Origin of the sequence: Cypionkella sp. (genome assembly GCF_030652235.1) — a bacterium.
Lineage (GTDB): Bacteria > Pseudomonadota > Alphaproteobacteria > Rhodobacterales > Rhodobacteraceae > Cypionkella.
Window position 1 is genome coordinate 20,965 of the sequence record NZ_JAUSBA010000070.1, and the last position, 24,633, is coordinate 45,597.

General features: G+C 61.4%; 29 protein-coding genes. 16 read left to right on the forward strand and 13 right to left on the reverse strand.

Annotated elements, in window-relative coordinates; translation table 11 throughout:
- The first annotated feature begins 39 nt into the window (after nt 1–39).
- The 12 genes from Q7V03_RS22010 to Q7V03_RS22065 all read left to right on the forward strand — a co-directional run bounded on the left by Q7V03_RS22010 (nt 40) and on the right by Q7V03_RS22065 (nt 11,645).
- Complete coding sequence (locus Q7V03_RS22010; RefSeq protein ID WP_304927722.1) at nt 40–906, forward strand: ABC transporter permease subunit; 867 nt, start codon at nt 40–42, stop codon at nt 904–906.
- Nucleotides 903–1,685 (forward strand): ABC transporter permease, encoded by a 783-nt coding sequence (locus tag Q7V03_RS22015; protein ID WP_304927723.1) that lies wholly within the window; start codon nt 903–905, stop codon nt 1,683–1,685. Before Q7V03_RS22010 ends, Q7V03_RS22015 begins: the two co-directional genes overlap by 4 nt.
- On the forward strand, nt 1,685–2,752 hold the full coding sequence (locus tag Q7V03_RS22020) for an ABC transporter ATP-binding protein (protein ID WP_304927724.1): 1,068 nt from the start codon (nt 1,685–1,687) through the stop codon (nt 2,750–2,752). Before Q7V03_RS22015 ends, Q7V03_RS22020 begins: the two co-directional genes overlap by 1 nt.
- Before the next feature lie 296 nt (nt 2,753–3,048).
- Entirely contained in the window at nt 3,049–3,432 is a 384-nt protein-coding gene (locus Q7V03_RS22025) for an acylphosphatase (protein ID WP_304927725.1), read from the forward strand.
- A 131-nt stretch (nt 3,433–3,563) separates the two neighbouring features.
- Nucleotides 3,564–4,175, forward strand: a complete 612-nt coding sequence (locus tag Q7V03_RS22030) for a Rieske 2Fe-2S domain-containing protein (protein ID WP_304927726.1) — start codon at nt 3,564–3,566, stop codon at nt 4,173–4,175.
- Nucleotides 4,172–5,017, forward strand: coding sequence for an aromatic ring-hydroxylating dioxygenase subunit alpha (locus Q7V03_RS22035; protein ID WP_304927727.1), 846 nt, complete (start codon nt 4,172–4,174; stop codon nt 5,015–5,017). The genes Q7V03_RS22030 and Q7V03_RS22035 overlap by 4 nt, the downstream gene beginning before the upstream one ends.
- Nucleotides 5,014–5,679 (forward strand): glutathione S-transferase family protein, encoded by a 666-nt coding sequence (locus tag Q7V03_RS22040; RefSeq protein WP_304927728.1) that lies wholly within the window; start codon nt 5,014–5,016, stop codon nt 5,677–5,679. The genes Q7V03_RS22035 and Q7V03_RS22040 overlap by 4 nt, the downstream gene beginning before the upstream one ends.
- Nucleotides 5,676–7,034, forward strand: a complete 1,359-nt coding sequence (locus Q7V03_RS22045; RefSeq protein WP_304927729.1) for an amidohydrolase — start codon at nt 5,676–5,678, stop codon at nt 7,032–7,034. Before Q7V03_RS22040 ends, Q7V03_RS22045 begins: the two co-directional genes overlap by 4 nt.
- Nucleotides 7,035–7,065: 31 nt before the next feature.
- Entirely contained in the window at nt 7,066–8,157 is a 1,092-nt protein-coding gene (locus Q7V03_RS22050; protein WP_304927730.1) for a BMP family ABC transporter substrate-binding protein, read from the forward strand.
- A gap of 4 nt (nt 8,158–8,161) precedes the next feature.
- Nucleotides 8,162–9,670, forward strand: a complete 1,509-nt coding sequence (locus Q7V03_RS22055) for an ABC transporter ATP-binding protein (RefSeq protein ID WP_304927731.1) — start codon at nt 8,162–8,164, stop codon at nt 9,668–9,670.
- Nucleotides 9,667–10,737: an ABC transporter permease gene (locus Q7V03_RS22060; RefSeq protein ID WP_304927732.1), complete on the forward strand. Its 1,071-nt coding sequence runs from the start codon at nt 9,667–9,669 to the stop codon at nt 10,735–10,737. The genes Q7V03_RS22055 and Q7V03_RS22060 overlap by 4 nt, the downstream gene beginning before the upstream one ends.
- Nucleotides 10,734–11,645, forward strand: coding sequence for an ABC transporter permease (locus Q7V03_RS22065; protein WP_304927733.1), 912 nt, complete (start codon nt 10,734–10,736; stop codon nt 11,643–11,645). The genes Q7V03_RS22060 and Q7V03_RS22065 overlap by 4 nt, the downstream gene beginning before the upstream one ends.
- A 90-nt stretch (nt 11,646–11,735) precedes the next feature.
- Here Q7V03_RS22065 and Q7V03_RS22070 read toward each other — a convergent pair whose 3' ends face one another.
- From Q7V03_RS22070 to uraH, 10 genes are all read right to left on the reverse strand, one after another.
- Nucleotides 11,736–12,350, reverse strand: coding sequence for an exonuclease domain-containing protein (locus tag Q7V03_RS22070; protein ID WP_304927734.1), 615 nt, complete (start codon nt 12,348–12,350; stop codon nt 11,736–11,738).
- 503 nt (nt 12,351–12,853) lie between these two features.
- A complete protein-coding gene (locus Q7V03_RS22075; RefSeq protein ID WP_304927735.1) occupies nt 12,854–13,003 on the reverse strand; it encodes a hypothetical protein in 150 nt (49 codons plus the stop codon).
- Nucleotides 13,004–13,035: 32 nt separating this feature from the next.
- The gene (locus tag Q7V03_RS22080; RefSeq protein WP_304927736.1) at nt 13,036–13,191 is read right to left on the reverse strand and encodes a helix-turn-helix domain-containing protein; all 156 of its coding nucleotides are present in this window, start codon (nt 13,189–13,191) and stop codon (nt 13,036–13,038) included.
- 87 nt (nt 13,192–13,278) lie between these two features.
- Nucleotides 13,279–13,545: a hypothetical protein gene (locus Q7V03_RS22085; RefSeq protein WP_304927737.1), complete on the reverse strand. Its 267-nt coding sequence runs from the start codon at nt 13,543–13,545 to the stop codon at nt 13,279–13,281.
- Between the two features lie 3 nt (nt 13,546–13,548).
- Nucleotides 13,549–13,752, reverse strand: coding sequence for a hypothetical protein (locus Q7V03_RS22090; RefSeq protein WP_304927738.1), 204 nt, complete (start codon nt 13,750–13,752; stop codon nt 13,549–13,551).
- A gap of 51 nt (nt 13,753–13,803) precedes the next feature.
- Nucleotides 13,804–14,040 carry a hypothetical protein gene (locus Q7V03_RS22095; protein WP_304927739.1) on the reverse strand — a complete coding sequence of 79 codons (237 nt, stop codon included), beginning with the start codon at nt 14,038–14,040 and terminating at the stop codon, nt 13,804–13,806.
- A gap of 33 nt (nt 14,041–14,073) precedes the next feature.
- Nucleotides 14,074–15,282, reverse strand: a complete 1,209-nt coding sequence (locus tag Q7V03_RS22100) for an ABC transporter permease (protein ID WP_304927740.1) — start codon at nt 15,280–15,282, stop codon at nt 14,074–14,076.
- 2 nt (nt 15,283–15,284) lie between these two features.
- Nucleotides 15,285–15,992, reverse strand: a complete 708-nt coding sequence (locus Q7V03_RS22105) for an ABC transporter ATP-binding protein (RefSeq protein ID WP_304927741.1) — start codon at nt 15,990–15,992, stop codon at nt 15,285–15,287.
- A complete protein-coding gene (locus Q7V03_RS22110) occupies nt 15,992–17,233 on the reverse strand; it encodes an efflux RND transporter periplasmic adaptor subunit (RefSeq protein WP_304927742.1) in 1,242 nt (413 codons plus the stop codon). Before Q7V03_RS22110 ends, Q7V03_RS22105 begins: the two co-directional genes overlap by 1 nt.
- 90 nt (nt 17,234–17,323) lie before the next feature.
- A complete protein-coding gene (gene uraH, locus Q7V03_RS22115) occupies nt 17,324–17,677 on the reverse strand; it encodes a hydroxyisourate hydrolase (RefSeq protein ID WP_304927743.1) in 354 nt (117 codons plus the stop codon).
- 136 nt (nt 17,678–17,813) lie between these two features.
- On the opposite strand from uraH, the gene puuE reads away from it, so the two are divergent.
- The 3 genes from puuE (at nt 17,814) to Q7V03_RS22130 (ending at nt 20,663) form a co-directional block, all read left to right on the forward strand.
- Nucleotides 17,814–19,229 carry an allantoinase PuuE gene (gene puuE, locus Q7V03_RS22120; RefSeq protein ID WP_304927744.1) on the forward strand — a complete coding sequence of 472 codons (1,416 nt, stop codon included), beginning with the start codon at nt 17,814–17,816 and terminating at the stop codon, nt 19,227–19,229.
- The gene (locus Q7V03_RS22125; protein ID WP_304927745.1) at nt 19,226–20,068 is read left to right on the forward strand and encodes a bifunctional allantoicase/(S)-ureidoglycine aminohydrolase; all 843 of its coding nucleotides are present in this window, start codon (nt 19,226–19,228) and stop codon (nt 20,066–20,068) included. Before puuE ends, Q7V03_RS22125 begins: the two co-directional genes overlap by 4 nt.
- 106 nt (nt 20,069–20,174) lie before the next feature.
- Nucleotides 20,175–20,663, forward strand: coding sequence for an ureidoglycolate lyase (locus tag Q7V03_RS22130; RefSeq protein WP_304927746.1), 489 nt, complete (start codon nt 20,175–20,177; stop codon nt 20,661–20,663).
- Nucleotides 20,664–20,754: 91 nt separating this feature from the next.
- Here the strand turns inward: Q7V03_RS22130 and Q7V03_RS22135 are convergent, their stop codons facing one another.
- Nucleotides 20,755–21,192, reverse strand: coding sequence for a GNAT family N-acetyltransferase (locus Q7V03_RS22135; protein ID WP_304927747.1), 438 nt, complete (start codon nt 21,190–21,192; stop codon nt 20,755–20,757).
- A 67-nt stretch (nt 21,193–21,259) separates the two neighbouring features.
- On the opposite strand from Q7V03_RS22135, the gene Q7V03_RS22140 reads away from it, so the two are divergent.
- Nucleotides 21,260–22,126, forward strand: a complete 867-nt coding sequence (locus Q7V03_RS22140) for an endonuclease/exonuclease/phosphatase family protein (RefSeq protein WP_304927748.1) — start codon at nt 21,260–21,262, stop codon at nt 22,124–22,126.
- Nucleotides 22,127–22,175: 49 nt separating this feature from the next.
- Here Q7V03_RS22140 and Q7V03_RS22145 read toward each other — a convergent pair whose 3' ends face one another.
- Together Q7V03_RS22145 and Q7V03_RS22150 are read right to left on the reverse strand one after the other, a co-directional pair.
- A complete protein-coding gene (locus Q7V03_RS22145; RefSeq protein WP_304927749.1) occupies nt 22,176–23,495 on the reverse strand; it encodes an aspartate aminotransferase family protein in 1,320 nt (439 codons plus the stop codon).
- Nucleotides 23,492–24,535: a phosphotransferase gene (locus Q7V03_RS22150; RefSeq protein WP_304927750.1), complete on the reverse strand. Its 1,044-nt coding sequence runs from the start codon at nt 24,533–24,535 to the stop codon at nt 23,492–23,494. Before Q7V03_RS22150 ends, Q7V03_RS22145 begins: the two co-directional genes overlap by 4 nt.
- Nucleotides 24,536–24,633 lie beyond the last annotated feature (98 nt).

A 24,633-nucleotide genomic window follows, 5' to 3' on the forward strand; every position in this document is an offset into this window, starting at 1 on the left:
CTTACGCTTGGGGGCGGTTTTCTTTTTAGGATCATAGACATGAGATCTTCCCGCCTTTGGCGCGCCCTGCCGTGGAACGGCTTGGGGATATTGCCATTTCTGCTGTTCGCGCTGCTGTTTTTGCTGCTGCCCACCGCGAATATCGTGGCGGGGGCGTTTGTGGATGACGCGGGCGGCTTTACGCTGCAAAATATTTTCAATCTGGCGACACCTGAGATTATAAATGCGTTTTGGCTGTCGATCCGCTTGAGTTTTACCTCGGCTTTGATCGGCTGCGCTTTGGGGTTTGCGATTGCCTTGGCGGTGGTTTTGGGTGGCTTGCCCAGATGGCTGCGTGGCATTGTGATGACGTTTTCGGGCGTCACCTCGAACTTCGCCGGGGTGCCGCTGGCCTTTGCCTATGTGGCGACGTTGGGCCGGGTGGGCTTTGTGACGCTGCTGTTGCGCGATTGGTTTGGGGTGAATATCTACGCTTTGGGCTTCAATATGATCAGCTTTTGGGGGCTGGTCGCGGCCTATGTGTTTTTCCAGATCCCCTTGATGGTGCTGATTATCACCCCCGCGATTGATGGGCTGAAGCGCGAATGGCGCGAGGCGGCAGAGGTTTTGGGCGCAACGGGCGGCCAATATTGGCGGATGGTGGCTTTGCCCGTGTTGGGGCCGTCGCTGCTGGGCACGCTGGCGTTGCTGTTTGCCAATGCGTTTGGTGCGGTGGCAACGGCGATTGCGTTGACGGGGTCGCTTTTGTCGATCGCGCCGATCCTGCTGTTCAACCAAATCCGTGGCGATGTGCTGCAAGACCCGCATTTGGGCTATGCCTTGGCCTTTGGCATGATCGTGATCACGGGGATTTCCAACGGCGTCTACGTCGTGATGCGGACCCGCGCCGAAAGGTGGATCAAATGAAGCGTATCCTGTCTTGGGCCGCGATTGCGGTTGGTGTGGTGTATTTCTTCCTGCCGCTGGTGGGGATGCTGGAATTTTCGTTGAAAATGCGGCGGGGCGAGTATTCGCTTGACGCGTACCGTTCGGTGATGGGCGATCCGCAGTTTCAGGCGACCTTTGGTTATTCGGTGCTGATGGCGTGTCTTACGATTGTGTTTGGCGTGCTGGTGGTGGTGCCGACGGTGTTCTGGGTGCGGTTGAAACTGCCGCGGCTGCGCCCGTTCATGGAGTTTATCACCCTGCTGCCCTTGGTGATCCCACCGATTGTGATCGTGTTTGGTTATATCCGTTTGTTCAATACTTCCAGTTGGTTGCCGCTGACGGGTTCCGCCCTTGGCACCGATTTTCTGCTGATGTGCGGCTACGCTGTGCTGGCGCTGCCCTATATGTATCGCGCGGTTGACACGGGTTTGGCGGCGATAGATTTGCGCACGCTGACCGAAGCCGCGCAGAGCCTAGGGGCAGGGTGGATCACTGTGCTGGCACGCGTGATCTTGCCGAATGTGCTGGTGGCGGTGCTGTCGGGGGCGTTTTTGACCTTTGCCATCGTGATCGGCGAATATGTCTTTGCGGCTTTGCTGGATCGGCCTGCGTTTGGGCCTTATCTGGTCTGGGCGGGCGGCAACAAGGCCTATGAACCGGCGGCGTTGGCCGTGATGACCTTTGCGCTGACCTGGGCCTGCATGATGCTGATCCAACTGGCCACCAAATTCTCCAAACACACAAGGATGCCGCACTGATGGCGTATCTGGACCTTACCGCGCTGCAAAAATCCTTTGGCGCGAACCAAGTGGTGAAATCGTTTGATCTTGGCGTGGCCAAGGGCGAGTTTGTCTCGCTTTTGGGCCCTTCGGGCTGCGGGAAAACCACGGTTTTGCGGATGGTGGCGGGGTTTGAGACGCCGACTGTTGGGGCGATTAAAATTGACGGGCAGGATGTGACGCATCTGCGGCCCAATCAGCGCAATATCGGCATGGTGTTTCAGGCTTACGCGCTGTTTCCGAACCTGACAGTGGCGCAGAATGTTGGGTTTGGGCTGAAGATTGCCGGGGTGTCGGCGGCTGAAACGGCGGCGCGGGTGGCGGACATGCTGGCGCTGATCGGCCTGCCGGACATGGGTGCGCGCTATCCGTTCCAGCTTTCGGGCGGGCAGCAGCAGCGGGTGGCTTTGGCGCGGGCTTTGGCGCCGCGTCCTCGGGTGTTGTTGTTGGATGAGCCGCTCTCTGCGCTGGATGCCAAGATCCGGGTCAGTTTGCGGGCGGAAATCCGCGATATTCAGCGCAAGTTGGGCATCACCACGATTTTTGTGACGCATGATCAGGAAGAAGCCCTGTCGATGTCAGACCGGGTTGTGGTGATGAACGGCGGGCGGGCGGAACAGGTCGGCGCGCCGTTTGAGATTTATAACCATCCAAAAACCCGGTTTGTGGCGCAGTTTGTCGGCACTTTGAACACCTTGGACGCCATTGTCATCGATCCGGCGGGCGGTGAGGTGACGGTGCAGGGCCAGCCGCTGCGCCTGCCACAGCCGATTGCGGCGCTGCGAGGGGCGACGGTGGGATTGGCTTTGCGGCCCGAGGTGGTGCATTTGGAGGCCGACACCGCCCAAATCAGCCGGGGCGATTTCGCGCTGCCCGCGCGGATTGCGGCGGTGCAGTTCTTGGGTGCTGTGATCCGGGTCAAGGCAGAGACGGCGGCGGGGGAAATTTCGCTGGATCTGTTCAACCGGCCTGATGCGCCGCCACCACCACTGGGGGCAGAGGTGGCTTTGCGGTTTCGCGGCCAAGATGTGATCGTGCTGGCTTAGAACGGGGGGCTAGAATCCGTTCTGCTACGCCAACGGTCGCGCCTTTATGGTGCCGGCCATGCTCCCGCGCGCGCCAAAAGCCAGCCCAGCAGCAGGGCGGCGGGCAGGTGCAGCCGCTCAAGCCCGGTGGTGATCAGCACCGACAGCAACGCGAGGGCGGCCCATTGCCGTGTCTGGCGTCGGGTTCAGGCTGGCGGGGTCTGCGACAACCGAGCGCCTTTCAGCAGGAAGTCGAAGGCAGGGCTGCGCCTCCGTAACCCGGGCGCCGGGGGAGGGCAATCAGCCCCGGTGGTCGATTGCCCCCACTGGACAGCTTGGCCTTGGCCTGCCAGTTTGGCGCGAACCCCAAGCCCGAGGCCGCGATGGATCACCACGTCCCCCCCTCTCCAGCCGCAGACCCTGCGCGGGAGCAGAGCCAAAGTTTTGCCGTTCTGGGCGATGTCGGCGCGCCGATTTTTGCCGCTTGGATCGCCCGCCATGCCCGCCGTCTGGGCCTGCGTGGGGCGATATTGCGGCATGACGCTGGGCGGGTCGAGATGGTGGTGACCGGCTTGCCCGACCTGCTGGATGCGATGGCTTTGGGCTGTAGCCTTGGTCCACAAGAGGTTTGGGTGGAGCGGATTGATCGCACTGAAACCGCTCTGCAAAATTTGAACGAATTCGCTTCGATAGCTGATTAACTTATGATCATATGCGGGAAACGTGCTGAAATTTGCGGCATCTGCTGCGGCGGCTTTGTGCGCGAAGGGCTTTCGCCCTTTCGGTTTGCGCGCAGCGCAGCAATGTTCGGTCGGGGATTGTGGGGGCTATGATGTCGGGGATGTGGGTGGCCAATGGCTTGTCGCAGGATTTGCCGCTGGGCGTCGTGATGGCGGGGGCATGGCAGGGGGCAGAGCTTGCGATCTGGCGCTCGGCTTCTGGGCGGCTGTCGGCTTGGAATGATCGCTGCCCGCATCGCGGCATGCGGCTGTCGCATGGCTTTGTGCGCGGGGAGACGTTGTCCTGCATCTATCACGGTTGGGCCTATGGCACCGATGGCGCCTGCAGCAAGATCCCGGCGCATCCGGCGATGGTGCCGCCTGCCGCGATCAAGGCCGAGGTTTATCAATGTGTTGAGGCGGAGGGCGTGATCTGGGTGGCCCCTGCGGGGAGCGATGTGGATTTGCCGGATTTGAGCGGGCTGGCCGCGGTGCGCTCGGTTACGGTGCAGGCTGGGCTGGCCGAGGTCGCCCATGCTTTGCCGGGGTTTGTCTGTGAGGGCGCGGTTTGGCGCGGGCAGTTGGACGGTGCGGCGGTGGCGTTGGTGGTGCAAGATCGCGGTGCCTTGGTGCGCATACACGCATTGGGTACGGGCGACCGGGTTAAGGTGTCGCGCTGGCTGGATGGTATGATGCGCTTGGCAGAACAGGGGGTTTTGGCATGATCCCGCAGGCGGTGTTGAACGAATGGTATCCGGTGGCGATGATCGCGTTGGTCGGGCCGCGGCCGGGGCGGCAGACCCAGCTTTTGGGCAGCGATATTGCGGTGTTTCTGGAGGACGGTCAAATCGTGGTGCAGGGCGCGAAAGGTCAGCGCCTAGCCGTTACGCTGCGCTATGGCCATGTCTGGGCCTGCCCCGGCACGCCTGCGCATGATCTGTTCCCAATCCCCGAGGCCGATCAGCCGGGGCGTCGGCTGGTGGATTGCGGCGTGGTGCGGGTGAAATGCTCACCGTTGCGGGCGGTGGAAAACTTCCTTGATATCGCCCACTTCCCCTTTGTGCATACCGATGTGCTGGGGGCCGAGCCACATACCGAAGTCGGCCGCTATGAGGTGCAAATCCGCGAGGACAGCGACGAGGTTTGGGCGACCAAGGTGCATTTCTACCAACCGCAAGCCGCGAAATCGGCGGCGGGCGGGATTGTGACGGAATATATGTATCGGGTGGCGGCACCTACGGCGGCGGTGCTGTACAAGACCTGCCCGAACCAGCCCGACGCATGGGATGTGATCGGGATTTTCGTGCAGCCCTTGACCGAGGAATTTTGCGAGGTTTGGCCGTGGATGGCGTTGTTTGATGACACCACGCCACAGGCCGATCTGATTCAGTTTCAGCAGATGATCTTCCTGCAAGATCGCTCGATTTTAGAGAACCAGATCCCGCGTTTGCTGCCACTTGATCCGGGGAAGGAGATCCCGACACAGGCCGATCTCACCTCGATCGCCTATCGCCGCTGGTTGAAACGCAAGGGGCTGACTTACGGTGCGCAGATGGTGGCGGCATGAAGCTTTATGATTATGTCCTCAGCGCCAGTTGCTACAAGGTGCGGCTGCTGGCGGCGCTGATGGGGGTCAAGCTGGAGCTTGAGGCGGTGGATTTTCATCCGGGGCAGGCGCATAAATCCGCAGCGTTCCGGGCGATAAATCCCGCCGGAACGCTGCCTGTGCTGGTCGATGGCGATCTGGTGTTGAGCGAAAGCACCGCGATGCTGGTCTATCTGGCGCAAGCCTCGGGCAAGATTTGGCTGGGCGATGCCACCCCAGCCTCAGCCGCCAAAGTGCAGAACTGGCTGGCGTTCTCGGCACGGCTGGGGGCCAGTCTGGGCATGGCGCGGCTGCATGATATGCTGCTGTATCCCGGCGATATTGAGGCGTTTCGCAGGACAGGCGTTGAGTGCTTGCGTGAGTTGGAATCCCATTTGACCGAGGCGCGCTTTGCGGGCCGGATTTTCCTTGTGGGCGACAGCCCCACCATCGCCGACATCGCTTGTTTTCCAAATGTCGCCCTCGCCCCGGATGGCGGGGTTAGCCTTGACGACTACCCCTCAATCCGCCTCTGGTCGCGGGCCGTCCGCGCGCTGCCAAGATTTATCGAGATGCCGGGAATTCACCGCCTGCACGAGTTGAAACCCACGCCCGAAGCCGTGCCGCCGCTGGAGTCGCTATGAGTTATCTGCTGAAAAACTGCGCCGCGATTGTGCCCTCGGCCAGCGATCTGGTGCTGACCGGGCAGGATATGCTGATTGAGGGCAAACAGATTGCGGCGATCGGCCCGAACCTGCACGCCCCCGGCGCGGAAGTGATCGATGCGTCGGGCTGGTTTCTCTACCCCGGCTTGATCAATACGCATCACCATTTCTTTCAATGCTTTGTGCGCAACCGCGCCGATCTGGATTGGACCAAGCTTTCGGTGATCGAATGGTTGGATCTGATCTATCCGATCTTCTCACGGCTAACAGAAGATCAGTTTTACCATTCGTCGGTGGTGGCGTTGGCGGAACTGATCAAACATGGCTGCACCACGGCGTTTGACCATCAATACAACTTCCCCAAGCATGCCGGGACGCGCATCGTCGACCGGCAGTTTGAGGCCGCAGACCTGCTTGGCATCCGCTTTCATGCCGGACGCGGCGGCAATACCCTGCCGAAATCCGAAGGTAGCACCATTCCCGATGAGATGCTGGAAACCACCGCGCAATTCATCGGCGATTGCGAGCGGCTGATTGACACCTATCACGACGCCAACCCGTTCAGCATGCGTCAGGTCGCGGTTGCCCCCTGCCAGCCCGTCAACTGCTACAAAGACACCTTCGAGGAATCTGTCCGCCTCGCCCGCGACAAAGGCGTGTTGCTGCACACCCATGTCGGCGAAGGCGAAAGCCCGGTGATCGAGGCGCGCACGGGGCGGCGGACGGTGCAATACCTTGACGAGATAGGGTTTTCTGGCCCTGACACGTGGTATGCGCATTGCTGGGAGTTGACTCATGGCGAGTTGGCGCAGATGGCCGCTGCCCGAACCGGCGTGTCGCATTGCCCAGAGCCGGTCTATCTGGTCGGGGCCGAAGTCACCGATATTCCGGCGATGCAGGCCATGGGTTTGCGGATCGGTTTGGGCTGCGATGGCGCTGCGTCGAATGATAATTCCAACCTGATGCATGCCATCCATTCCGCTTATATGCTGCAATGTCTGGTCGCCTCGACTCGGCAATACCCGGTGCCGGAACCCAGCGCGTTCCTGCACTACGCGACCACCGGCGGGGCTGATTTGCTCGCCCGCAAAGATATAGGCCGCCTTGCACCCGGCATGGCCGCTGATCTGTTCGCCATCGACACCCGCCGTCTGGAATATGTCGGCACCCGCCATGACCCGGCCAGCCTGATCCCCAAGGTGGGGGTCGGTCGCCCCGTCGATATGACCATGATCAACGGCCGCATCGTCTGGCGCGACGGTCAATTCCCCGGCCTGAATGAGCACGACCTGTTCGCACGCGCCGAAGCATCCCTCCACCGCATCCTGTCTTGATCCAAAATCCCAAAGTCCCAAAGGAAACCCGATGACCCAGACCCGCCGCTCTTTTCTCAAATCCACCCTCGCCGCCAGCACCGCCTTGGCTTTGCCGATCCCGGCCTTTGCGCAAGACGCTGTGCTGAATGTCGCGCTGATCGTGCCGTCTCCCGCCGCCGATGTCGGCTGGTCGCACACGCTGGAGCTTGGCACCAAGGCGTTGGAGGCCGAATATGGAGACAAGATCAAAGTCACTTTGCTGGAGAATATCGCCGAAGGCCCCGATGGCGACCGCATCATGAACAAGACCGTAGCCGACGGTAATACCTTCCTGATCCTCGGCTCGTTTGGCTATATGAACGGCGGGTTGAAGCTGGCCAAAGCGCACCCGGAAGTGTCGATCCTGCACGCCTCGGGCTATCAAACCGCGCCCAACTTCTCGCCGTTTGGCGCGCGCTATTATCAGGGCACTTACCTCATGGGGATGGCGGCTGCATCCTTGTCGAAGTCGAAGAAACTTGGCTGTGTCGGCGCGTTTGCGATCCCCGAACTGATCACCTCGATCAACGCCTTCACTTTGGGCGCGCAATCGGTGGACCCTGCGATTGAAGTGTCGGTGGTCTGGGTGAACTCGTGGTTTGACCCTGCATCCGAGCAAGAAGCCGCCAAGGCGCTGCTGTCGCAGGGCTGCGATGTGGTGTTCTCGAACGCGCAGGACACGCCTTCGGTGGTCGCCGCGTGTGAAGAGGCCGGGGCTTTTGTGTTCAACCTGAACTCGTCGATGAAGACCTATGCGCCGAAGAAATATCTGGGCGTGGTGGGCACCGACTGGGCACCGTATTTCAAGGCGAGCGTGGCGGCACACTTGGCGGGGACGTTTGCGGGGGCGAGCGCCTGGCTCGGGATGGCCGATAACTGCGTGTTCGTGGCCGACTGGAACCCCGATATTGCGCCGGATATGGTGGCGAAGATTGAGGCGGTCCATGCCACCCTGCTGGATGGCAGCTTCAGCCCTTTCACCGGGCCTTTGACCAACCAAGACGGGGCTGAGGCTGTGGCGGCGGGCGTGACTTTGGGTGACGATGCGATCTTGTCGATGGATTGGCATGTGAAGGGCGTCACGACGCCTTTGCCGAAATAACCCGATGACCGCGCTGTTATCTTTGCAATCCGTATCAAAGCGTTATGGCGCGGTGCAAGCCAATGCCGGGATTAATCTGGTGGTCGATCCCGGTTCTATCCATGCCATATTGGGCGAAAATGGCGCGGGGAAATCCACGCTGATGAAGCTGATTTACGGTGTAGAGTCGCCCGATGCGGGCGTGATCCTGTGGAAGGGTCAGCCCGTTAACCTCTCCAGCCCTGCCGAGGCGCGGGCCTTGGGGATTGGCATGGTGTTTCAGCATTTTTCGTTGTTTGAAACCCTGACGGTGGTGCAAAATATCGCGCTGATCGTGCCGGGGCGGAAGACGGATTTGGCCCGCCGCATCCGGACTTTGGGCGATGAATTTGGCCTAAACGTCGACCCCGAGGCGATGGTGCATGCCCTGTCGGTGGGTGAGCGGCAGCGGGTGGAGATTATCCGCTGTCTGCTGTTGAACCCTGAGTTGTTGATATTGGATGAGCCGACCTCGGTGCTGCCGCCGCAAAGCGTTGCGCGGTTGTTTGAGACGTTGCGGGCCTTGCAGGCGCGCGGCGTGGCGATCTTGTTCATCAGCCATAAACTGGAAGAAATCAAAGAGTTGTGTGACACGGCGACGATCCTGCGGGGGGGCCAAGTGACGGGCCGCGTCGATCCGCGCGGCCATTCTGCCAAGGATCTCGCCACTCTGATGATTGGCCGCGCGATGCCGCCGCCGTTGCCTGCAACCGTGCAGGCGGTGGGTGAGGTGCGGCTGGAGCTGAGCGGGTTGGATTTCGTCAATGACGATCCGTTCGGCGTCTCGCTGTCGGATATTTCCTTGCGGGTGCACAGTGGCGAGATCGTCGGCATCGCCGGGATTTCCGGCAATGGTCAGCAGGAGTTGGCGGCGCTGATCTCGGGTGAGGTGGTGCAACCGGGCGATATGATCCGCATGTTGGGGCATGCCGTGGGGGCGGTGGGCGTAGCGCAGCGCCGCAAGATGGGTTTTGCCTTTGTGCCAGAGGAGCGCTTGGGGCGCGGTGCGGTGCCGGAAATGTCGCTTGCCGACAATGCTTTGCTGACCGCGCATGGTGCGGGTCTTGTGCAGAACGGTTTCATCCGCCGCACACCCGAGCGCGCCTATACCGCCGCCTGCATCGCCCGCTATGACGTACGCACGCCGGGGCCAGAGGCCGAAGCGGGCGCGCTTTCCGGCGGCAATTTGCAAAAATTCATCATGGGCCGCGAGATGATGCTGGAGCCCAAACTGCTGCTGGTGTCGCAGCCGACTTGGGGCGTCGATATTGGCGCGGCCACTGACATTCGGCAGCGCTTGGTGGCGATGCGCAATGCGGGGGCGGCGATACTGGTGATCTCGGAAGAATTGGAGGAGTTGTTCCAGATCTGTGACCGCCTGCATGTGTTGCACAAGGGGCATCTGTCGCCGTGTTTGCCGACCCATGCAACGACGGTTGAGGAAGTCGGCACCTATATGATCGGCGCGGGAAAATCGCCCGAGGTGGCGGCATGAAGATCAGCTTTATCCGCCGCGAACGCGCCTCTCGCACCGCCATGCTGGTGGCCCCGGTGGCGGCCTTCGCTTGCGCGATTGTGGCAAGCGTGGTGCTGTTCACCCTGCTGGGAAAGGCCCCCGGTCAGGCTTTGTATTCGCTGCTGCTGGAGCCGTTCCTGACATGGTATAACTTCTCGGAAGTGCTGCTGAAGATGGCCCCCTTGCTGCTGATCGCCCAAGGTCTGGCCATCGGGTTCCGCGCCAATGTGTTCAATATTGGGGCCGAGGGCCAACTGATCATCGGCGCGATTGCGGCCTCGGCACTGCCGGTGTGGTATCCGCAGGGCGATAGTGCTTTCATGTTGCCCGCGATGCTGCTGATGGGGGCAGGGGCGGGGATGGCTTGGGCTGGGATCGCGGCGCTGTTTCGCACAAGGTTCAATGCCAATGAGATTCTGGTGACGCTGATGCTGTCGCTGATTGCAGCACAGGTGTTGAACTATCTGCTGCTGGGGCCTTGGAAAGACCCGCATGGCTTTAACTTTCCGCAAAGCGTGATGTTCCCCGATGCCGCCTTGCTGCCGATCCTTTTGCCCGGCACACGGGTGAATATCTCACTGCTGTTCGCGCTGATCGCCAGCGTTCTGGCCTCTATCCTAATGCGCCACCGCTTTGCCGGGTTTCAACTGTTGGTCGGCGGGCTAGCGCCCCGCGCTGCCCGCTATGCCGGGTTCAGCGAAGCCCGTGCGATCTGGGTCAGTCTGCTGCTGGGAGGGCTGGCGGCGGGGCTGGCGGGGGCCGCCGAGGTCGCGGGGCCGCTGGGGCAGCTGCAACGCTCGGTCTCGACTGGATACGGCTATTCGGCGATCATCGTGGCGTATTTGGGCGGGCTGAACCCTTGGGGTATCGTGATATCGGCCTTTGTGATGTCAGTGATCTATATTGGCGGCGATAATGCAATGGTGTCGGCGGATCTTCCGATCGCCGCTGTCTGGGTGTTCCAAGGCTTGCTTTTGTGCTTCTACCTCGCGGGCCTCACCTTCATCCGCCACCGCGTCAGCTTCATCCGTAAGGCCAAGCCATGAACGCTGTTGATTTCATTCTGGCGGGAATGCTCGCCGCCGCCACGCCGATGCTGTTGGCGGCTTTGGGCGAGATGGTGGTGGAGCGGTCCGGAGTGCTGAACCTTGGGCTGGAGGGCATGATGGCGCTGGGCGCGGCTTTGGGGTTTATCACCACTTACACCTATCAAAGCCATGCTTTGGGCTTTCTGGCGGCAGGCTTGGGTGGGGCGGCGCTGTCGCTGGTGTTCGCGCTGATCGTTCTGGGGTTTGTTGCCAATCAGGTGGCGGCGGGGTTGGCGATTGGGATTTTGGGCACTGGGCTGTCGGCGCTGTTTGGCAAAAGCTTTGAAAGCCTGACGATCAGCGGATTGCCGAAAATGGCACTGCCTTTGCTGTCGGATCTGCCCGTGGTGGCGGCGCTGTTCGTGCAGGATGTGGTGGTTTGGTTGACAATCGCCCTCGCGCTGTCGATCTGGGCTGTGATGAACCACTCCAAACTCGGCCTCATCATCCGGGCGGTGGGCGAGAACCCGCATGCCGCCCGCGCGATTGGCTTTCGGGTCTTGCCGATACGCTGCGCGGCGATTGCCTTTGGTGGCGCACTGGCGGGGATCGCTGGGGCCTATGCCTCCACCGTCTACACCCCCTTATGGGCTGATGGCATGATCGCCGGGCGTGGCTGGATCGCTTTGGCGCTGGTGGTGTTTGGCACGTGGCAAACCGGGCGGGTGGTGTTTGGCGCGTTTTTGTTTGGAGCTTTGTCGTTGGGCGAGTTGACGACGCAAGCGGCAGGCGTCAACATCCCGTCGCAGCTTTTGGCCTGCGTGCCCTATATCGTGACGATCCTGATGCTGGCGGTGATTTCCTCCAACCGTCGGCGGATGCGGCTGAACACGATTGCCTCTTTGGGGCAGCCGTTTGAGAAGTAGCGCGGCTTGAGGCGGTGGTTTGGTTGACCAAGCTGGGGGTTTCACACCCCCAGACCCCCGTGGAGTATTTCCGCCAAGATGAAACAAATTTTATTCAAATGGTTCGTAATAAGCGGCGGTGGGACGCCAGCTTTGTGGACTTTTAGCGCCTTGCTTGGCGAGGATTTCGACAAAGCTGCGTCCGGTTTTTGCCTCGGCGCATAACACCACCTGCGCCGCTGCACGGGCGTCCTCGCCCGCATCATGGTGCTGAAACTGCAACGATAGCGCCTTTTTCAGATGGCCAAGTCCATGGCCGCCGTTGCCCTTGAACTCGGGCCAAGCGCGGCGCGCGATGGTAACGCTGTCGACCCAATGCAGCGGCGGCACATCAAGGCCATGCCACCCGCACGCCGCTTCTACCGCGCGTTGATCAAAGCGGGAGTGTTGCACAATCGGCTGCTGCGCCATCAGCGGGGCGAGGGCGGCGATCAGCTGCGGGAATTGCGGGGCGTGGCGGACCGTAGCGGCATCTATACCATGCAGTTGGGTATTGAAGTCGGAAAACGGCTCGGCAGGGTCGACCAGCAGGCTGAAATTGTCGATCTGGCCCCAATCATCGACGCAAGCGAGGCCAACCTGACAAATGCTATGCGCATTGCGGTTGGCGGTTTCGACATCAAAGGCGATGAAGCGATAGGGCGGGGTCAGATGGCCGGGGATCATCGCGCGGCCTTTGAATAGATCACAACACGCCCCATGGTTCCGAAATCTGGTCAGGGCTGCAGTTTGGCGCATCTGGCGACAGAAGGGCAAGCTATGAACTGCGCTGTTAGGCCTCAGCCACCGCAGAGTGTGTTGGCGGCGGGCAACAGCCGTGGCAGCAGGATCGTCGCCAGCACCGCACAGCACCGCACAGGCAGTCAGGGCGGCGATCAACACGGCAGCCGTTGCTGCGTCTTTGGTCTTGCCGATTGGGGGGGGGCTGCGGCGAGATCACAACGCAGAAATGCTCAAGGGCGGTGTTCAACAGCTCGGCTATAAACACCAAGGCCACCGCAAAAAGGGTCGGCGCGCAATGCTCAGTGCCGCGGCGGTTCGAATGGGCGCGGATCACGAAGCTTAAAGCCGTTGAACGCAGCCGCGGACTGCAAGGCGCGCTCCAACAGCAAGGGCAGGCGGGCAACAGCAAGGCTTCGGCGCCTCGCAAGTTACTTTGCAAAGTTACCTCACAGATAAAAGCTCAGGCCAAATTCGGTTCGGTATCGCGAAATATGGCGGGAAAACTTGCGGCCAAGGGGGGCCGCAGCGCGCAGCACCTGCGCGAGCACGCCGAGGTCGTCGATAAAGTGCCGCTGCCCCACTGCGGTGATCGTCACTGCAGTATGGGGTTACGTGTCTTCATAGCCCCTCACCCCTCGATCAGCCCGCTGTCCTGCAACTCTTTCATATGGAAGCTAAAATTGCCATCGGTCAGGCCGCAATGTGGCTTCAACTCGGTGAACGACAGCCCCTTCGGATCGGCGATCCGCGCGGTCAGCAAACTTGGCCGTGCCTTCTCATGCATCACCCGGTCCAGCCCATCATAGGCTTATCGAGTGGCGGTTTAACCATGATGGCGCCCCGCGAGATACAAGCACAGCATCACCAACAGTTACCCCAGACCAAACGGCAGCCCCATCCGCCACGGCGACAGCCCGCCAGTGCTGGCCAAAATCAGCGACCCGATCCCGACCAGAAAATACCAAACCCCGGCCATCCGCAGGCTGGTGGGCAGCCACGCACCCGCGCTGAACAGGTCAAGCGCGATCAGAATCTGCATCAAACCCGGGAGCAATCCCATCGCCTCGGGCGCGAACCGATAGTGCGCGGCGGCAATGCTGGCCCCGGCAAGAGCGGCGGGCAGCAAGGCCTGTGCCATACCCTAGACGAATGCACCCGCCAGCCCACTATTGTTAGGCTTGGACAAAGCCCCCAGCGCCTGTAGCACCAAGCGGTTCAGATCCATCGCATAGATCACGGCATTCTGCTTTGCCAGGATCTGCGCCACCGACATCGTCATCACGCCCGACAGATCAAGATCAATCTGCGCCGGGTCATGCCCAAACCCGGCGCTTGGGTCAAGCACCGCCCATTCCGCCGCATTGGTCGCGATATTGTCCAGCTTGAAGGCAAACTGTCACGGCGCGGCCACATCCCCCACCGGCAGCCTAGTCGTCATGCGCCATGGGCCAAGGCTTAGCGCCACATCCTTCTGTCCCAGCTTTGGCAGATCAAACGTTGCGGAAATCCCATCCATGCCGATCTCAAAGCTCACGCCATCCACAGCGAAATCGAAGCGGAATAGCTGGGCTTGGTTGCATAGGTTGTGCATAGCCCAGACTAACACCCGCACGGCGGCCTTTCTTGTTGCCACAAGTCCATCCAGTTTGACTGCGCGCAGCAAGCCCTACTGATAGCGCAACGCCTCAATCGGATCGAGACGTGCCGCCCTACGCGCCGGGAAATAGCCAAACACCACCCCGATCAGCGCCGAAAACCCAAAGGCCAGCGCCACCACCGCACCCGAGGGCGCAAACGGGATCGCCATCAACACCGACCCACCATAGGCAATCGCCAGCCCCAAGCCGATGCCAATCGCCCCGCCCAAAAGCGACAGAACCACCGCTTCGACCAGAAATTGCAGCAAAACTTGGCCCGCACTCGCCCCCACCGCCAGCCTGATGCCAATCTCGCGCGTGCGCTCTGTCACCGACACCAGCATGATATTCATGATGCCAATGCCGCCCACCAGCAGGCTGACCGCCGCCACAGATGACAGCAGCCCGGTCAGCACGGTATTGATGCCGCCCAGCATATTCGACAGCTCTTTGCTGTCCGATACGCTGAAATTATCCGGCTGCGTCAAGCCGATCCGCCGACGCTCGCGTAGCACTGATTGCACCGCCGCGATGCCAGTTTCCGCGCTGACTGATTTGCGCAAAGCCACTGCGATGCTATCGACATTGGCATTGCCTTCCAGCCGCCGCTGCACCGCCTTGGCGGGCATCAACACCAGATCATCCTGATCCTGCCCGAAACTGCCCGAACCGCGCGTGCTCAGCACCCCCAGCACCTGACAGGCGACGTTTTTCACCCTTATGCTTTGGCCGATTGGATCAGAATTTCCGAACAGCTTTGTCGCAACCGTTTGGCCCAGCACACAAACCGCCGATCCGGCACTTTCTTCATGCGGCTCAAAGCTGCGGCCGGTGCGCAAAGCCCAATTCTGTACGCGGGTGTAATCGCCACTGGTGCCATAGACCTGCGTCGCCGTATTGGCGTTGCCGAACACCACGGTTTGCCCCGAACTGACCACTGGTGCTGCAAAGCCCACCACGGGCAAATCCGCCAAAGCCTGGGCATCCTTCAGGCTAAATCGGGGCGCGGCAGCTCCTCCGGTCGGTGGGCCAAAACCACGGGTGCCGGGGCGCACCGTCAGCACATTGGTGCCCAATGCGGCCACGCTGGCGCTGACTTGGGCGGAGGAACCCTGCCCAATCGTCACCATCGCGATCACCGCAGCAACCCCAATCACCACGCCCAGCACGGTCAAAAACGTGCGCAGCTTGTTGCGGATGATCGTGGTGAAGGCAAGGGTTATGGTCTCCCACAGCATGCTCAGGCGCTCCGCACAACGGGGGCAGGGGTGGCCGCGTCATGGCTCAGCTTGCCATCGGTGAACACCAGCAAGCGCTGGGCATAGGCCGCGATGTCTTGCTCATGCGTCACCATCACAATGGTGATGCCGTCGCGGTTCAACCCCTGTAACAGTTGCATGATCTCATGGCTGCGCTGGCTGTCGAGGTTCCCCGTCGGCTCATCCGCCAAGATCACCATCGGATCGCTCGCCAGCGCGCGGGCAATCGCCACGCGCTGCTGTTGGCCGCCTGACAACTGCGACGGATCATGGCCCTCACGCCCCTGCAACCCAACCTTCTGCAAAGCCAACCGCGCCCGCGCCACCCTTTGCGCTTTCGGCAACCCCTTATAGATCAAGGGCAATTCGACATTCTCCAACGCCGATTGCCGCGCCAGCAGGTTAAAGCCCTGAAACACAAAGCCCAGACAATGCCTGCGCAGTAGCGCCCGGCGGTCTTGGTCAAGATCTTGCACCTCAACCCCCTGAAACAGATATGTCCCCGCCGTTGGCCGATCAAGACAGCCGATGATATTCATCGCGGTGGATTTGCCCGATCCCGACGGCCCCATGATCGCGACGAACTCGCCGCGTGCGATGCTCAAATCCACCCCATCCAGCGCCCGCACCTCTGCCTCACCGCGCCCATAGCTGCGGGACACGCCACACAACTGGATCAGCGGCACCATCAACGCGATCCTGCGGTCTGATCGGTGATCACCGCATCGCCTTCCGCCAATTCCCCTGTCACCACAGTCGCGCGCCCATCCGTCGCCCCCAAGCTCACCGCCACCTCAAGCGGAGTCCCCGCCCGCAACAGCCAGACCGACTTGCCGCTGCCAAGGCCAGACGAGCCACGACCGCCCCGCGTCGGCAGGATCAACCCAACCAGACCACCAGAAGGCCCGCGCTCAGCCTCTTGCAGCGGCGGCGCATAGCGCAACGCCGCATTCGGAACCAGCAGCGCGCCTGTCACCCTGTCCACCGTGATCGCCGCCGTCGCCGTCATCCCGGGGCGCAGCAGACCATCCGGGTTGGCGACCGACAGCTCCGCCTTGTAGGTCACCACCTCATTGGTGGTTTCCGGCGCGAAGCGCACTTGCGTGATCACGGCGGGAAAGCTGCGCGCTGGATAGGCCTCGACGGTGAAATCCGCCAGATTGCCGACCTTGATCTTGCCTATATCGGCCTCATCAATATCGACCAGCAACTGCATCCGCTCCAGATCTTCCGCCAGCTTGAACAGCACAGGTGCTTCAAAGCTTGCCGCGACGATCTGCCCGGCTTCAGCCGTGCGATCCAGCACCACGCCATTGATTGGGCTGCGAATTTCGGCCTTGCCCAGATCGGCGCTGACCAGATCAAGATTGGCCTCTGCCAAAGTCAAATCCGCCCGCGCGATCTCCACCGCCGCCTGCGCGCGCTGATCGCTGGCCTCAAACCCCACCATATCCTTGCGCGTCGCCACGCCGCGCGCCGCCAATTCCTGCTGGGTTTTCAACACCGCCGCCGCTTCCCGTGCCGAAGCCTCGGCTTGCGTCACCCGCGCCTTGGCCGAGGCCAGCTGTGCCCGCGCATTATCAACCTGCGCCACCAGCTTGGTGGGGTCCAACTGCGCCAGCACTTGCCCGACCGTAACCGTATCGTTGTAATCCACCAAAACGCTGGCCAAAGTCCCCGACAGTTCCGAAGACACTTCAACCTCTGTCGTCGGCTGCACCGTCCCGGTGGCTGTCACCACCACCACCAGATCGCCTTTGGCAACGGCTTCGGTGGTATAGAGCACCTCCGCCGCCCCGGCCTTGCTGCCGATGTAATACCAACCCGCGCCTGCGACCAAAACCGCCAGCAGCAACACCACCCAAGGCCAGCGCCGCCGTTTGGCCCCAGCCCCCGCCAATAGTCTGGCAATGTCATCGCTGCTTTGCATCTGCACCCTTTGCCGCTTTGGGCATTGTACGCGCGCCAAAGCCTATTCCGTCGTTCTCAGATGTGCCGCGCGATAGCTTTGGCAAGCCCCTCAACTGCCGCGATAGGTCGAATACGCAAAGGGTGAGATCAACAGCGGCACATGATAATGCCCCTCTGGGTCCGCCACGCCAAACCGGATCGGGATTTCGTCGAGGAACAACACCTCAGCCGAGGCTTGCCCCGAGGCTATCAGATATTCCCCCGCGCAAAACACCAGCTCATAAACGCCTGCCGTCAGCGCCGTGCCCTCCAGCATCGGCGCATCGGTGCGGCCATCGGCATTGGTCACGGTTTCTGCGATCTTGTTGTGGCTTATGCCACTGATCCGATACAGCATGATCTTCACCCCGGCCGCTGGTTTGCCCTTGGCCGTATCCAGCACATGCGTTGTCAAACGACCCATCAGTATTCCCCTTTGCGCCAGCCTACGCCAGCTTGCCCGCCCCCGCACCCCCTGCCAAGCCGCAAAACTCTTTTCGGGATTATTTGATAAACCCTCGTCAATATTCGATATAGTCTAGACTAAACAGGAGTCTCCCATGCCCCGCTACCCCCGTGATTTCCGAGGCCATGGCCCAGACGCCCCCGATGCCGCTTGGCCAAATGGCGCAAAGATCGCGGTCTCCTTGGTGCTGAACTACGAGGAGGGCGGCGAGAACAACATCCTGCACGGCGATGCAGGCTCCGAGGCGTTTTTGTCCGACATCGCAGGGGCCGCCGCTTGGCCCGGTCAGCGCCATTGGAACATGGAATCGATCTACGATTACGGCGCCCGCGCGGGCTTCTGGCGGCTGCACCGCTTGTTCACGGGCATGGATATTCCGGTCACCATTTACGGCGTCTCCACAGCCCTCGCCCGCAACCCCGAACAGGTTGCCGCAATGAAATCCGCAGGCTGGGAGATCGCCAGCCACGGCCTGAAATGGGTCGATCACCGCGACATGCCGATCGAGGAAGAACGCCGCCAGATCGCCGAGAGCATCCGCCTGCACACCGAAGTCGTTGGGGATCCCCCGCGCGGCTGGTACACCGGGCGCTGCTCGCTCAACACCGTGGATCTGACGGCAGAAACCGGTCAATTCGACTGGATATCTGACACCTATGACGACGATCTGCCCTATTGGCGCGAGGTCGGGCCCCGCGATCAACTGGTGATTCCCTACACGCTGGAAGCCAACGATATGCGCTTTGCGACAGCCCCCGGCTACATCGAAGGCCAGCAGTTTTTCCAGTACCTGAAAGACAGCTTCGACACGCTTTATGCCGAGGGCCAAGAGGGCAGGGCGAAGATGTTATCCATCGGTCTGCACTGCCGCCTGATTGGCCGTCCGGGTAAAATCGCTGGGCTGAAGCGCTTCCTCGACTATGCAAAATCCCACAATCACGTGTGGTTTCCCCGCCGCATCGAAATAGCCGAGCATTGGGCAAAGGTCCATCCGCACAAGCGGTTCAAGCGGCCAACGCAGATGAGCCGCGACCGCTTCATCGAAGCTTATGGTTCAATTTTCGAACATTCGCCCTGGATCGCTGACCGTGCCTTCGATCTCGAACTCGGACCCGCGCATGATAGCGCCACAGGCCTGCACAACGCATTGGCCCGCGTCTTCCGCACGGCCTCCGCTGACGAACGCCTGCAAGTCTTGCAAGCCCACCCCGACCTCGCCGGGAAACTCGCCGCCGCGAAACAACTCACCGCCGACTCGACCTCCGAGCAAGCCGCTGCCGCCTTGGACGCCCTCACCGACATTGAGCGCGCCCAATTCCAAACCTTGAACACCCAATACACCCAAAAGCACGGCTTCCCCTTCATCATCGCCGTGCGCGACCACTCCAAAGCCAGCATCCTCGCGGCTTTTGAAACCCGCATCGCCAACACTACCGAAATCGAATTCAAAACCGCCTGCGCCCAAGTCGAACGCATCGCCGCCCTGCGCCTGAAGGATCAACTGCCATGAGCCAATATTACACACCCCCCGGCGGCCTGCCCGCGCAAACCACGCTGATGACAGGCCGTGCTACGTTCACCAACGCCTATGCCTTCATCCCCAAAGGCTGCTTTTCCGACATCCTCACCAGTTGCCTGCCCGGCTGGCGGCACACCAAACTCTGGCTGATCGCCCGGCCGATGTCGGGGTTTTCCGAAACCTTCAGTCAATATGTGATGGAGGTGCAGCCAGGTGGCGGCTCTGACGCCCCCGACGCTGAGGTCGGGGCCGAACATTTCCTGTTCGTCACGGGCGGCCTGATCACCCTGACCATCGACGGCACAGGCTACGAATTAGACGCAGGCGGCTACGCCTTTATCCCTCCGGGGGCAAAATGGCGATTGCTGGCTGAGGGCAGTGGGCCTGCCCGTTTCCACTGGATTCGCAAACTTTACGAGCCCGCCCCCGGCGTCGACATCCCCCCCGCCTTCGTGATCAACGAAAAAGACGTGCGCCTTAGCATGATGCCCGACACCAACGGCGTCTGGGGCACCACCCGCTTCGTTGACCCGACCGATGTGCGCTACGACGCCCATGTCAACATCGTCACGTTTCAGCCTGGCGGCGTGATCCCGTTTGAAGAAACCCATGTGATGGAACACGGGCTTTATGTGCTGGAAGGCAAAGCGGTTTACAAACTGAACCAAGACTGGGTCGAGGTCGAGGCGGGCGATTTCATGTGGCTGCGCGCCTATTGCCCGCAAGCCTGCTACGCCGCAGGCCCCGGCCCGTTCCGCTACCTGCTTTACAAAGATGTAAACCGCCACGCCAATCTGCGCGGCCCCGGAGGCTATCGCCCCAGCCGCTAAATCTGTTTAAAACTTATCTAAAGTTTTCATCTTGGCAAAAATACTCCACAGGGGTCTGGGGGTGTGAAACCCCCAGCCCACCATCAGCCGCAAAGCATATCATGTCATGTCCGATATCCGCACCGAACCCCTGACGCCCTCAGCCTTCGCCCCCTTCGGCGATGTGCTCGCAGCAACGGGCGATTTCCGCCTGATCAACAACGGCCTCTGCCAGCGCCATCACGACCGCGCCCGCCTCGATTTCGCGCCTGAAGTCAGTCCGGAAAACCGCCCCGGCCTCTCAATCTTTAACGCGACCCCGCGCGCTTTGCCCTACATGTTCGATCTGATCGAGCGTCATCCCGAAGGCTGCCAAGCCTTCATCCCAATGACGCAACACCCGTTTCTGGTGATCGTGGCCTCCAACCCCACCGACAAACCCCGCGCCTTCCTCACCAACGGCGCGCAAGCCATCAACCTGCACCGCGGCACCTGGCACGGCGTCCTCACCCCCCTACATGCGCCCGGCCTGTTCGTGGTCGTGGACCGCATCGGCCCCAGCGCGAACCTGGAAGAATACCGCTACCCACAGCCGTGGGTGGTGCAACAAGGTTGATGTGTTGTCACAATCCGCCCAAATCAGAGTTAACCCACTGTCGCGGTGGTCATCAAAGCGTCACAGCCTGTAACCGAAGGCAAAGGACACCCTAAACTTTTATATCATAGGTCACCCATTTCGTCTTCTCGGCCACCCGGTCATACAACCCCCGCGCGCGGTAATTATCCTCTGCCGTGATCCAGCGGATCAGCGACCAGCCGCGCTTACGCCCCACATCCGCCACCCCTTGCACCAAAGCCTCTGCCGCCCCGGATCCGCGTGCCTCAGGCCCAACAAACAGATCGTCGAGAAAACCCCCGATCGTCGCCGACAATGGCCGCGCGAAGGCACGGTAATGCGCCAGCCCCACCACCACGCCATCGACCTCAGCCACAAGCCCCTCGGTGCCATGGCCTGCATCCATCAACCAGCCCCAGACCGTGGCCCGCATCGCATCCGTCTGCGCCACGCCATAAAACGCTGCATAGCCGGTATAAAGCTGCGCCCATGCCGCAAAATCCGCCGCCGCCACTGGCCGAATAATCATCACGTTTCCCCATCCCATGTCGCCCCCAGCCTAGCCAAGCCAAGGCATCTCCGCTAGCCTGCACCTCATGAAATTGCTCAGCTATAACATCCAATACGGCTTTGGCGCCGACGGCCAGTATGACCTTGCCCGCGCCGCGAAAGTCGTGGGCGGTGCCGATATCATCGCCCTGCAAGAGGTCGAGCGCCACTGGTCGCGCACGGGCCACGACGATCAACCCGCCATCCTCGAACGCCTCTTGCCGAACCACTACACTGCCTACGGCCCGGCATTCGACATGGACGCCTCCACCACCGATGGCACCCGCGTGATCAACCGCCGCCGCCAGTTCGGCACCATGATCCTGTCGCGCTGGCCGATCATCTGGACCCGCCTGCACCTCTTGCCAATGCGCCGGATGATCACCCCGCTCAACACCCAAAACCCGGCGCTGGAAGCCCTTATCCAAACCCCGCTCGGCCCGATCCGCGTATTGTCGATCCACCTCGCGCATGTCGGCACCGAAGAACGTCTGACCCAAATCGACCACCTGCTGAACCTGCATGCCCAAACCCCGCGCACAGGCGGCCCGTGGAGCGGCACAGATGACGAACCCTCCCGCAACTGGACCGAATCCCAGCCCGAACCGCCCTGCCCACAAACCGCGATCTGGATGGGCGATTTCAACTGCGAACCCGAAAGCCGCGAACACGCCCGGATCACGGGGGCTACGCCCTACCACCCCGGCGCGCTTTATGCCGATGGCCTGACCAACGCCGTCGCGCATCTGGGCCAAACCCTGCACACACATGAGAAAATCATCGCCGGGCAAACCCGACTGCGCCAGTTGGACCATTGCTTTGTGACCGCCGATCTGATCCCATATCTGCGCCACGCTTGGACAGATAACAGTCAAATCGCCTCAGATCATCACCCGCTCTGGGTCGAGATGTAGGATGGGGTTTCACCCCATCATGACATGCGCGGTGGGGTGAAACCCCACCCTACACCCTAGCCAAAACGCCCTCAAACGCCGCCATGAACGTATCAACATTGGCCTTTGAAAACACCAGCGGCGGCCTGATCTTCAAAACATTCGACCTTGGCCCGGTGGCCGAGATCAACACCCGCGCCGCGCGCAAGCCGTTGACGATCCGCCCGGTTTTCGCTGCATCCGCAGCAAGCGGCCCGCCCGAGACAATCTCTTGCCCCAAAAACAGCCCCGCCGCCCGCAACGGCCCAAGGCAATCAAACCGCCCAGCCAGCCCGCGCAGACCATCGGCAAAATAGCCGCCCACCAGCCGCGCATTTTCCTGCAAGCCTTCGGACTCGATCACCTCCAGCACCGCCATCGCCGTCGCCGCAGCCACCGCATTGCCGCCGAAGGTGTTGAAATACCGCGCTTTTGCGCCAAACGCCGCGATGACGTCTGGCCGCATCACCAGCCCCGCCACCGGATAGCCATTGCCCATCGGCTTGCCCAAACTGACCAGATCGGGCACCAGACCATGGCGCTGAAACCCCCACATCGTCTCGCCACAGCGGCCAAATCCCGGTTGCACCTCGTCGGCGATAAACACCCCACCCGCCGCCCGAATGGCCGCCACAGCTGGGGCCAAAAACCCCGCGGGCGCCTCAAACACGCCATCGGACGAGAAAATCGTATCGACAATCAGCCCGGCTGGCTTGATGCCATGCCGCAGCATATCGTCAATCGCCGCCTGCACTTCTGCCGCAAAGTCCGCGCCCAAATCCCCCGTCATCCGCAACGGATCAGGCGCGCGGACGGTGCGCACATGCTCGCCCAAAGCCACGCCTTCGCCAAGGCTGGGAGACATCCCTGCCATCGCATACGTCACACCGTGATAAGCGTTTTCCGTGACGATAAACCCGGTGCCGCCGGTATGGGCGCGGGCAATCCGAAACGCCAGATCATTGGCCTCGGAACCCGTGCAGGTGAACATCACATGACTTAATGCGGCAGGGAACGTCGCCAACAACCGCTCGGCATAATCCAGCACTGTATCGTGCAAATAGCGCGTATGGCTTGATAAAATGGCCGCCTGCCGCGCTGTTGCAGCCACCACAGCCGGATGACAATGCCCGACGCTCGCCACATTGTTATATGTATCTAAATAGGCGTTGCCCGCGCCATCGTACAGCCACACCCCCTCACCGCGCACCAGATGCACCGGGGTCTCATAGAACAACCGATAGGCGGGCCCCAAAGCCTTTGCCCGTCGCGCCACCAACGCCTGATCGGCAGCCGATAAATCGCCTTTGCCCGGCACATAGGCATTCACCATGGTTCCGTCGTTTTTCATAGGGCCTCCAAGGCGTTAAGCAAATCGGCGGCGGGCACGGCGGCAAGCGAGGTTAACCCCTCCCGCGCGGTGGCGACATTGCGCAGAATATAGGGTGCATTATCAGGATAGCGCTGCGCCCGCGCCGAGGTGACGGTGATCGTCGTCAACATCCGCGTCGCCACCAGATCGGGAAACAACCGCGCCTCAGCGGCAGTCAACGGCAAGACCGCGTGATAGGCACGCGCGAAGTTCAGTAGGCTTTGCAACGGCTTACCCGGATCAACGCAATAAGACGCTGCAATCGCTGCATCGCAGATCAGCGGCGTGCGCACCATATCGCCGAAATCCAAAACCCCGGCGATCTCGTCAGGATTATCCGGGGATACCAGCACATTATGCGGGTTCAGATCGTTGTGCACCACCTGCCAGCGCAGCCCCGCCAATGCGGGCGCTATCGCGTCAAACCGATCCAGCGCCGCCACCGCAAGCGCCTGCAAATCATCAGGCACCGCAGGCAGCATCGGGCGCAAGGCGCTGGCCTGCTTGATATCCCATTGCAACACATAGCCTGCCGCAGGATGCGCAAACCCGGCCAGCCCAAGCGTCAACCGCGCCGCCATCGCCGCCATCGCGCGGGCCTGCGCCGGGCTGCGCGGCGTCACATGCTGCGGCACCCCTTCCAGATAGGTCAGCAGCCGCAAGGTGCCCTGCGGTATGATCACCTCGGTCGCCCCGCTGGTGGTGCGGATCACCTTTGGCACCGGCAACCCCGACCCCTCCAGATGCAGCAACGCCTTGGTCTGCAAATCGGTGACCGCAAACGGCTCGGCGGGGTTGGCGAGTTTCAAGACATATGCCTGCGTCGGCGCCTGATCTGTGGCCGTGATGCGGATGTTCAGATCGCGTTCCGAGGTCAGCCGTTTCAGCGCGCCCGTCACGCCAAAATGCGCGCGCGCAAGCTTTGCGGCCTCGGCATCGCAAAGCGTTGGAGGGGCGGAGGACAACAACTCGCCCAAGCGCGTATCGGTCATGGCAATCCCGGTTCTGATCGGGCGCATCAGGCCTTCAAGGTGGCGAAGTGTCAAGCGCTGCGGCACTGTTTTGATCGCGCAGGGCAGAGCGCAGAGCTTAACAAGCCGTGAACGCCATAGATCTA

Bases quoted from the DNA above. Each gene is read 5' to 3' on its own strand.
- Q7V03_RS22010 (WP_304927722.1), top strand. From the start codon at position 40: ATGAGATCTTCCCGCCTTTGGCGCGCCCTGCCGTGGAACGGCTTGGGG.
- Q7V03_RS22015 (WP_304927723.1), top strand. From the start codon at position 903: ATGAAGCGTATCCTGTCTTGGGCCGCGATTGCGGTTGGTGTGGTGTAT.
- Q7V03_RS22020 (WP_304927724.1), top strand. From the start codon at position 1,685: ATGGCGTATCTGGACCTTACCGCGCTGCAAAAATCCTTTGGCGCGAAC.
- Q7V03_RS22030 (WP_304927726.1), top strand. From the start codon at position 3,564: ATGTCGGGGATGTGGGTGGCCAATGGCTTGTCGCAGGATTTGCCGCTG.
- Q7V03_RS22035 (WP_304927727.1), top strand. From the start codon at position 4,172: ATGATCCCGCAGGCGGTGTTGAACGAATGGTATCCGGTGGCGATGATC.
- Q7V03_RS22040 (WP_304927728.1), top strand. From the start codon at position 5,014: ATGAAGCTTTATGATTATGTCCTCAGCGCCAGTTGCTACAAGGTGCGG.
- Q7V03_RS22045 (WP_304927729.1), top strand. From the start codon at position 5,676: ATGAGTTATCTGCTGAAAAACTGCGCCGCGATTGTGCCCTCGGCCAGC.
- Q7V03_RS22050 (WP_304927730.1), top strand. From the start codon at position 7,066: ATGACCCAGACCCGCCGCTCTTTTCTCAAATCCACCCTCGCCGCCAGC.
- Q7V03_RS22055 (WP_304927731.1), top strand. From the start codon at position 8,162: ATGACCGCGCTGTTATCTTTGCAATCCGTATCAAAGCGTTATGGCGCG.
- Q7V03_RS22060 (WP_304927732.1), top strand. From the start codon at position 9,667: ATGAAGATCAGCTTTATCCGCCGCGAACGCGCCTCTCGCACCGCCATG.
- Q7V03_RS22065 (WP_304927733.1), top strand. From the start codon at position 10,734: ATGAACGCTGTTGATTTCATTCTGGCGGGAATGCTCGCCGCCGCCACG.
- Q7V03_RS22070 (WP_304927734.1), bottom strand. From the start codon at position 12,350: ATGATCCCCGGCCATCTGACCCCGCCCTATCGCTTCATCGCCTTTGAT.
- Q7V03_RS22080 (WP_304927736.1), bottom strand. From the start codon at position 13,191: ATGCATGAGAAGGCACGGCCAAGTTTGCTGACCGCGCGGATCGCCGAT.
- Q7V03_RS22085 (WP_304927737.1), bottom strand. From the start codon at position 13,545: ATGGCACAGGCCTTGCTGCCCGCCGCTCTTGCCGGGGCCAGCATTGCC.
- Q7V03_RS22100 (WP_304927740.1), bottom strand. From the start codon at position 15,282: ATGCTGTGGGAGACCATAACCCTTGCCTTCACCACGATCATCCGCAAC.
- Q7V03_RS22105 (WP_304927741.1), bottom strand. From the start codon at position 15,992: ATGGTGCCGCTGATCCAGTTGTGTGGCGTGTCCCGCAGCTATGGGCGC.
- Q7V03_RS22110 (WP_304927742.1), bottom strand. From the start codon at position 17,233: ATGCAAAGCAGCGATGACATTGCCAGACTATTGGCGGGGGCTGGGGCC.
- uraH (WP_304927743.1), bottom strand. From the start codon at position 17,677: ATGGGTCGTTTGACAACGCATGTGCTGGATACGGCCAAGGGCAAACCA.
- puuE (WP_304927744.1), top strand. From the start codon at position 17,814: ATGCCCCGCTACCCCCGTGATTTCCGAGGCCATGGCCCAGACGCCCCC.
- Q7V03_RS22125 (WP_304927745.1), top strand. From the start codon at position 19,226: ATGAGCCAATATTACACACCCCCCGGCGGCCTGCCCGCGCAAACCACG.
- Q7V03_RS22130 (WP_304927746.1), top strand. From the start codon at position 20,175: ATGTCCGATATCCGCACCGAACCCCTGACGCCCTCAGCCTTCGCCCCC.
- Q7V03_RS22135 (WP_304927747.1), bottom strand. From the start codon at position 21,192: ATGATTATTCGGCCAGTGGCGGCGGCGGATTTTGCGGCATGGGCGCAG.
- Q7V03_RS22140 (WP_304927748.1), top strand. From the start codon at position 21,260: ATGAAATTGCTCAGCTATAACATCCAATACGGCTTTGGCGCCGACGGC.
- Q7V03_RS22145 (WP_304927749.1), bottom strand. From the start codon at position 23,495: ATGAAAAACGACGGAACCATGGTGAATGCCTATGTGCCGGGCAAAGGC.
- Q7V03_RS22150 (WP_304927750.1), bottom strand. From the start codon at position 24,535: ATGCGCCCGATCAGAACCGGGATTGCCATGACCGATACGCGCTTGGGC.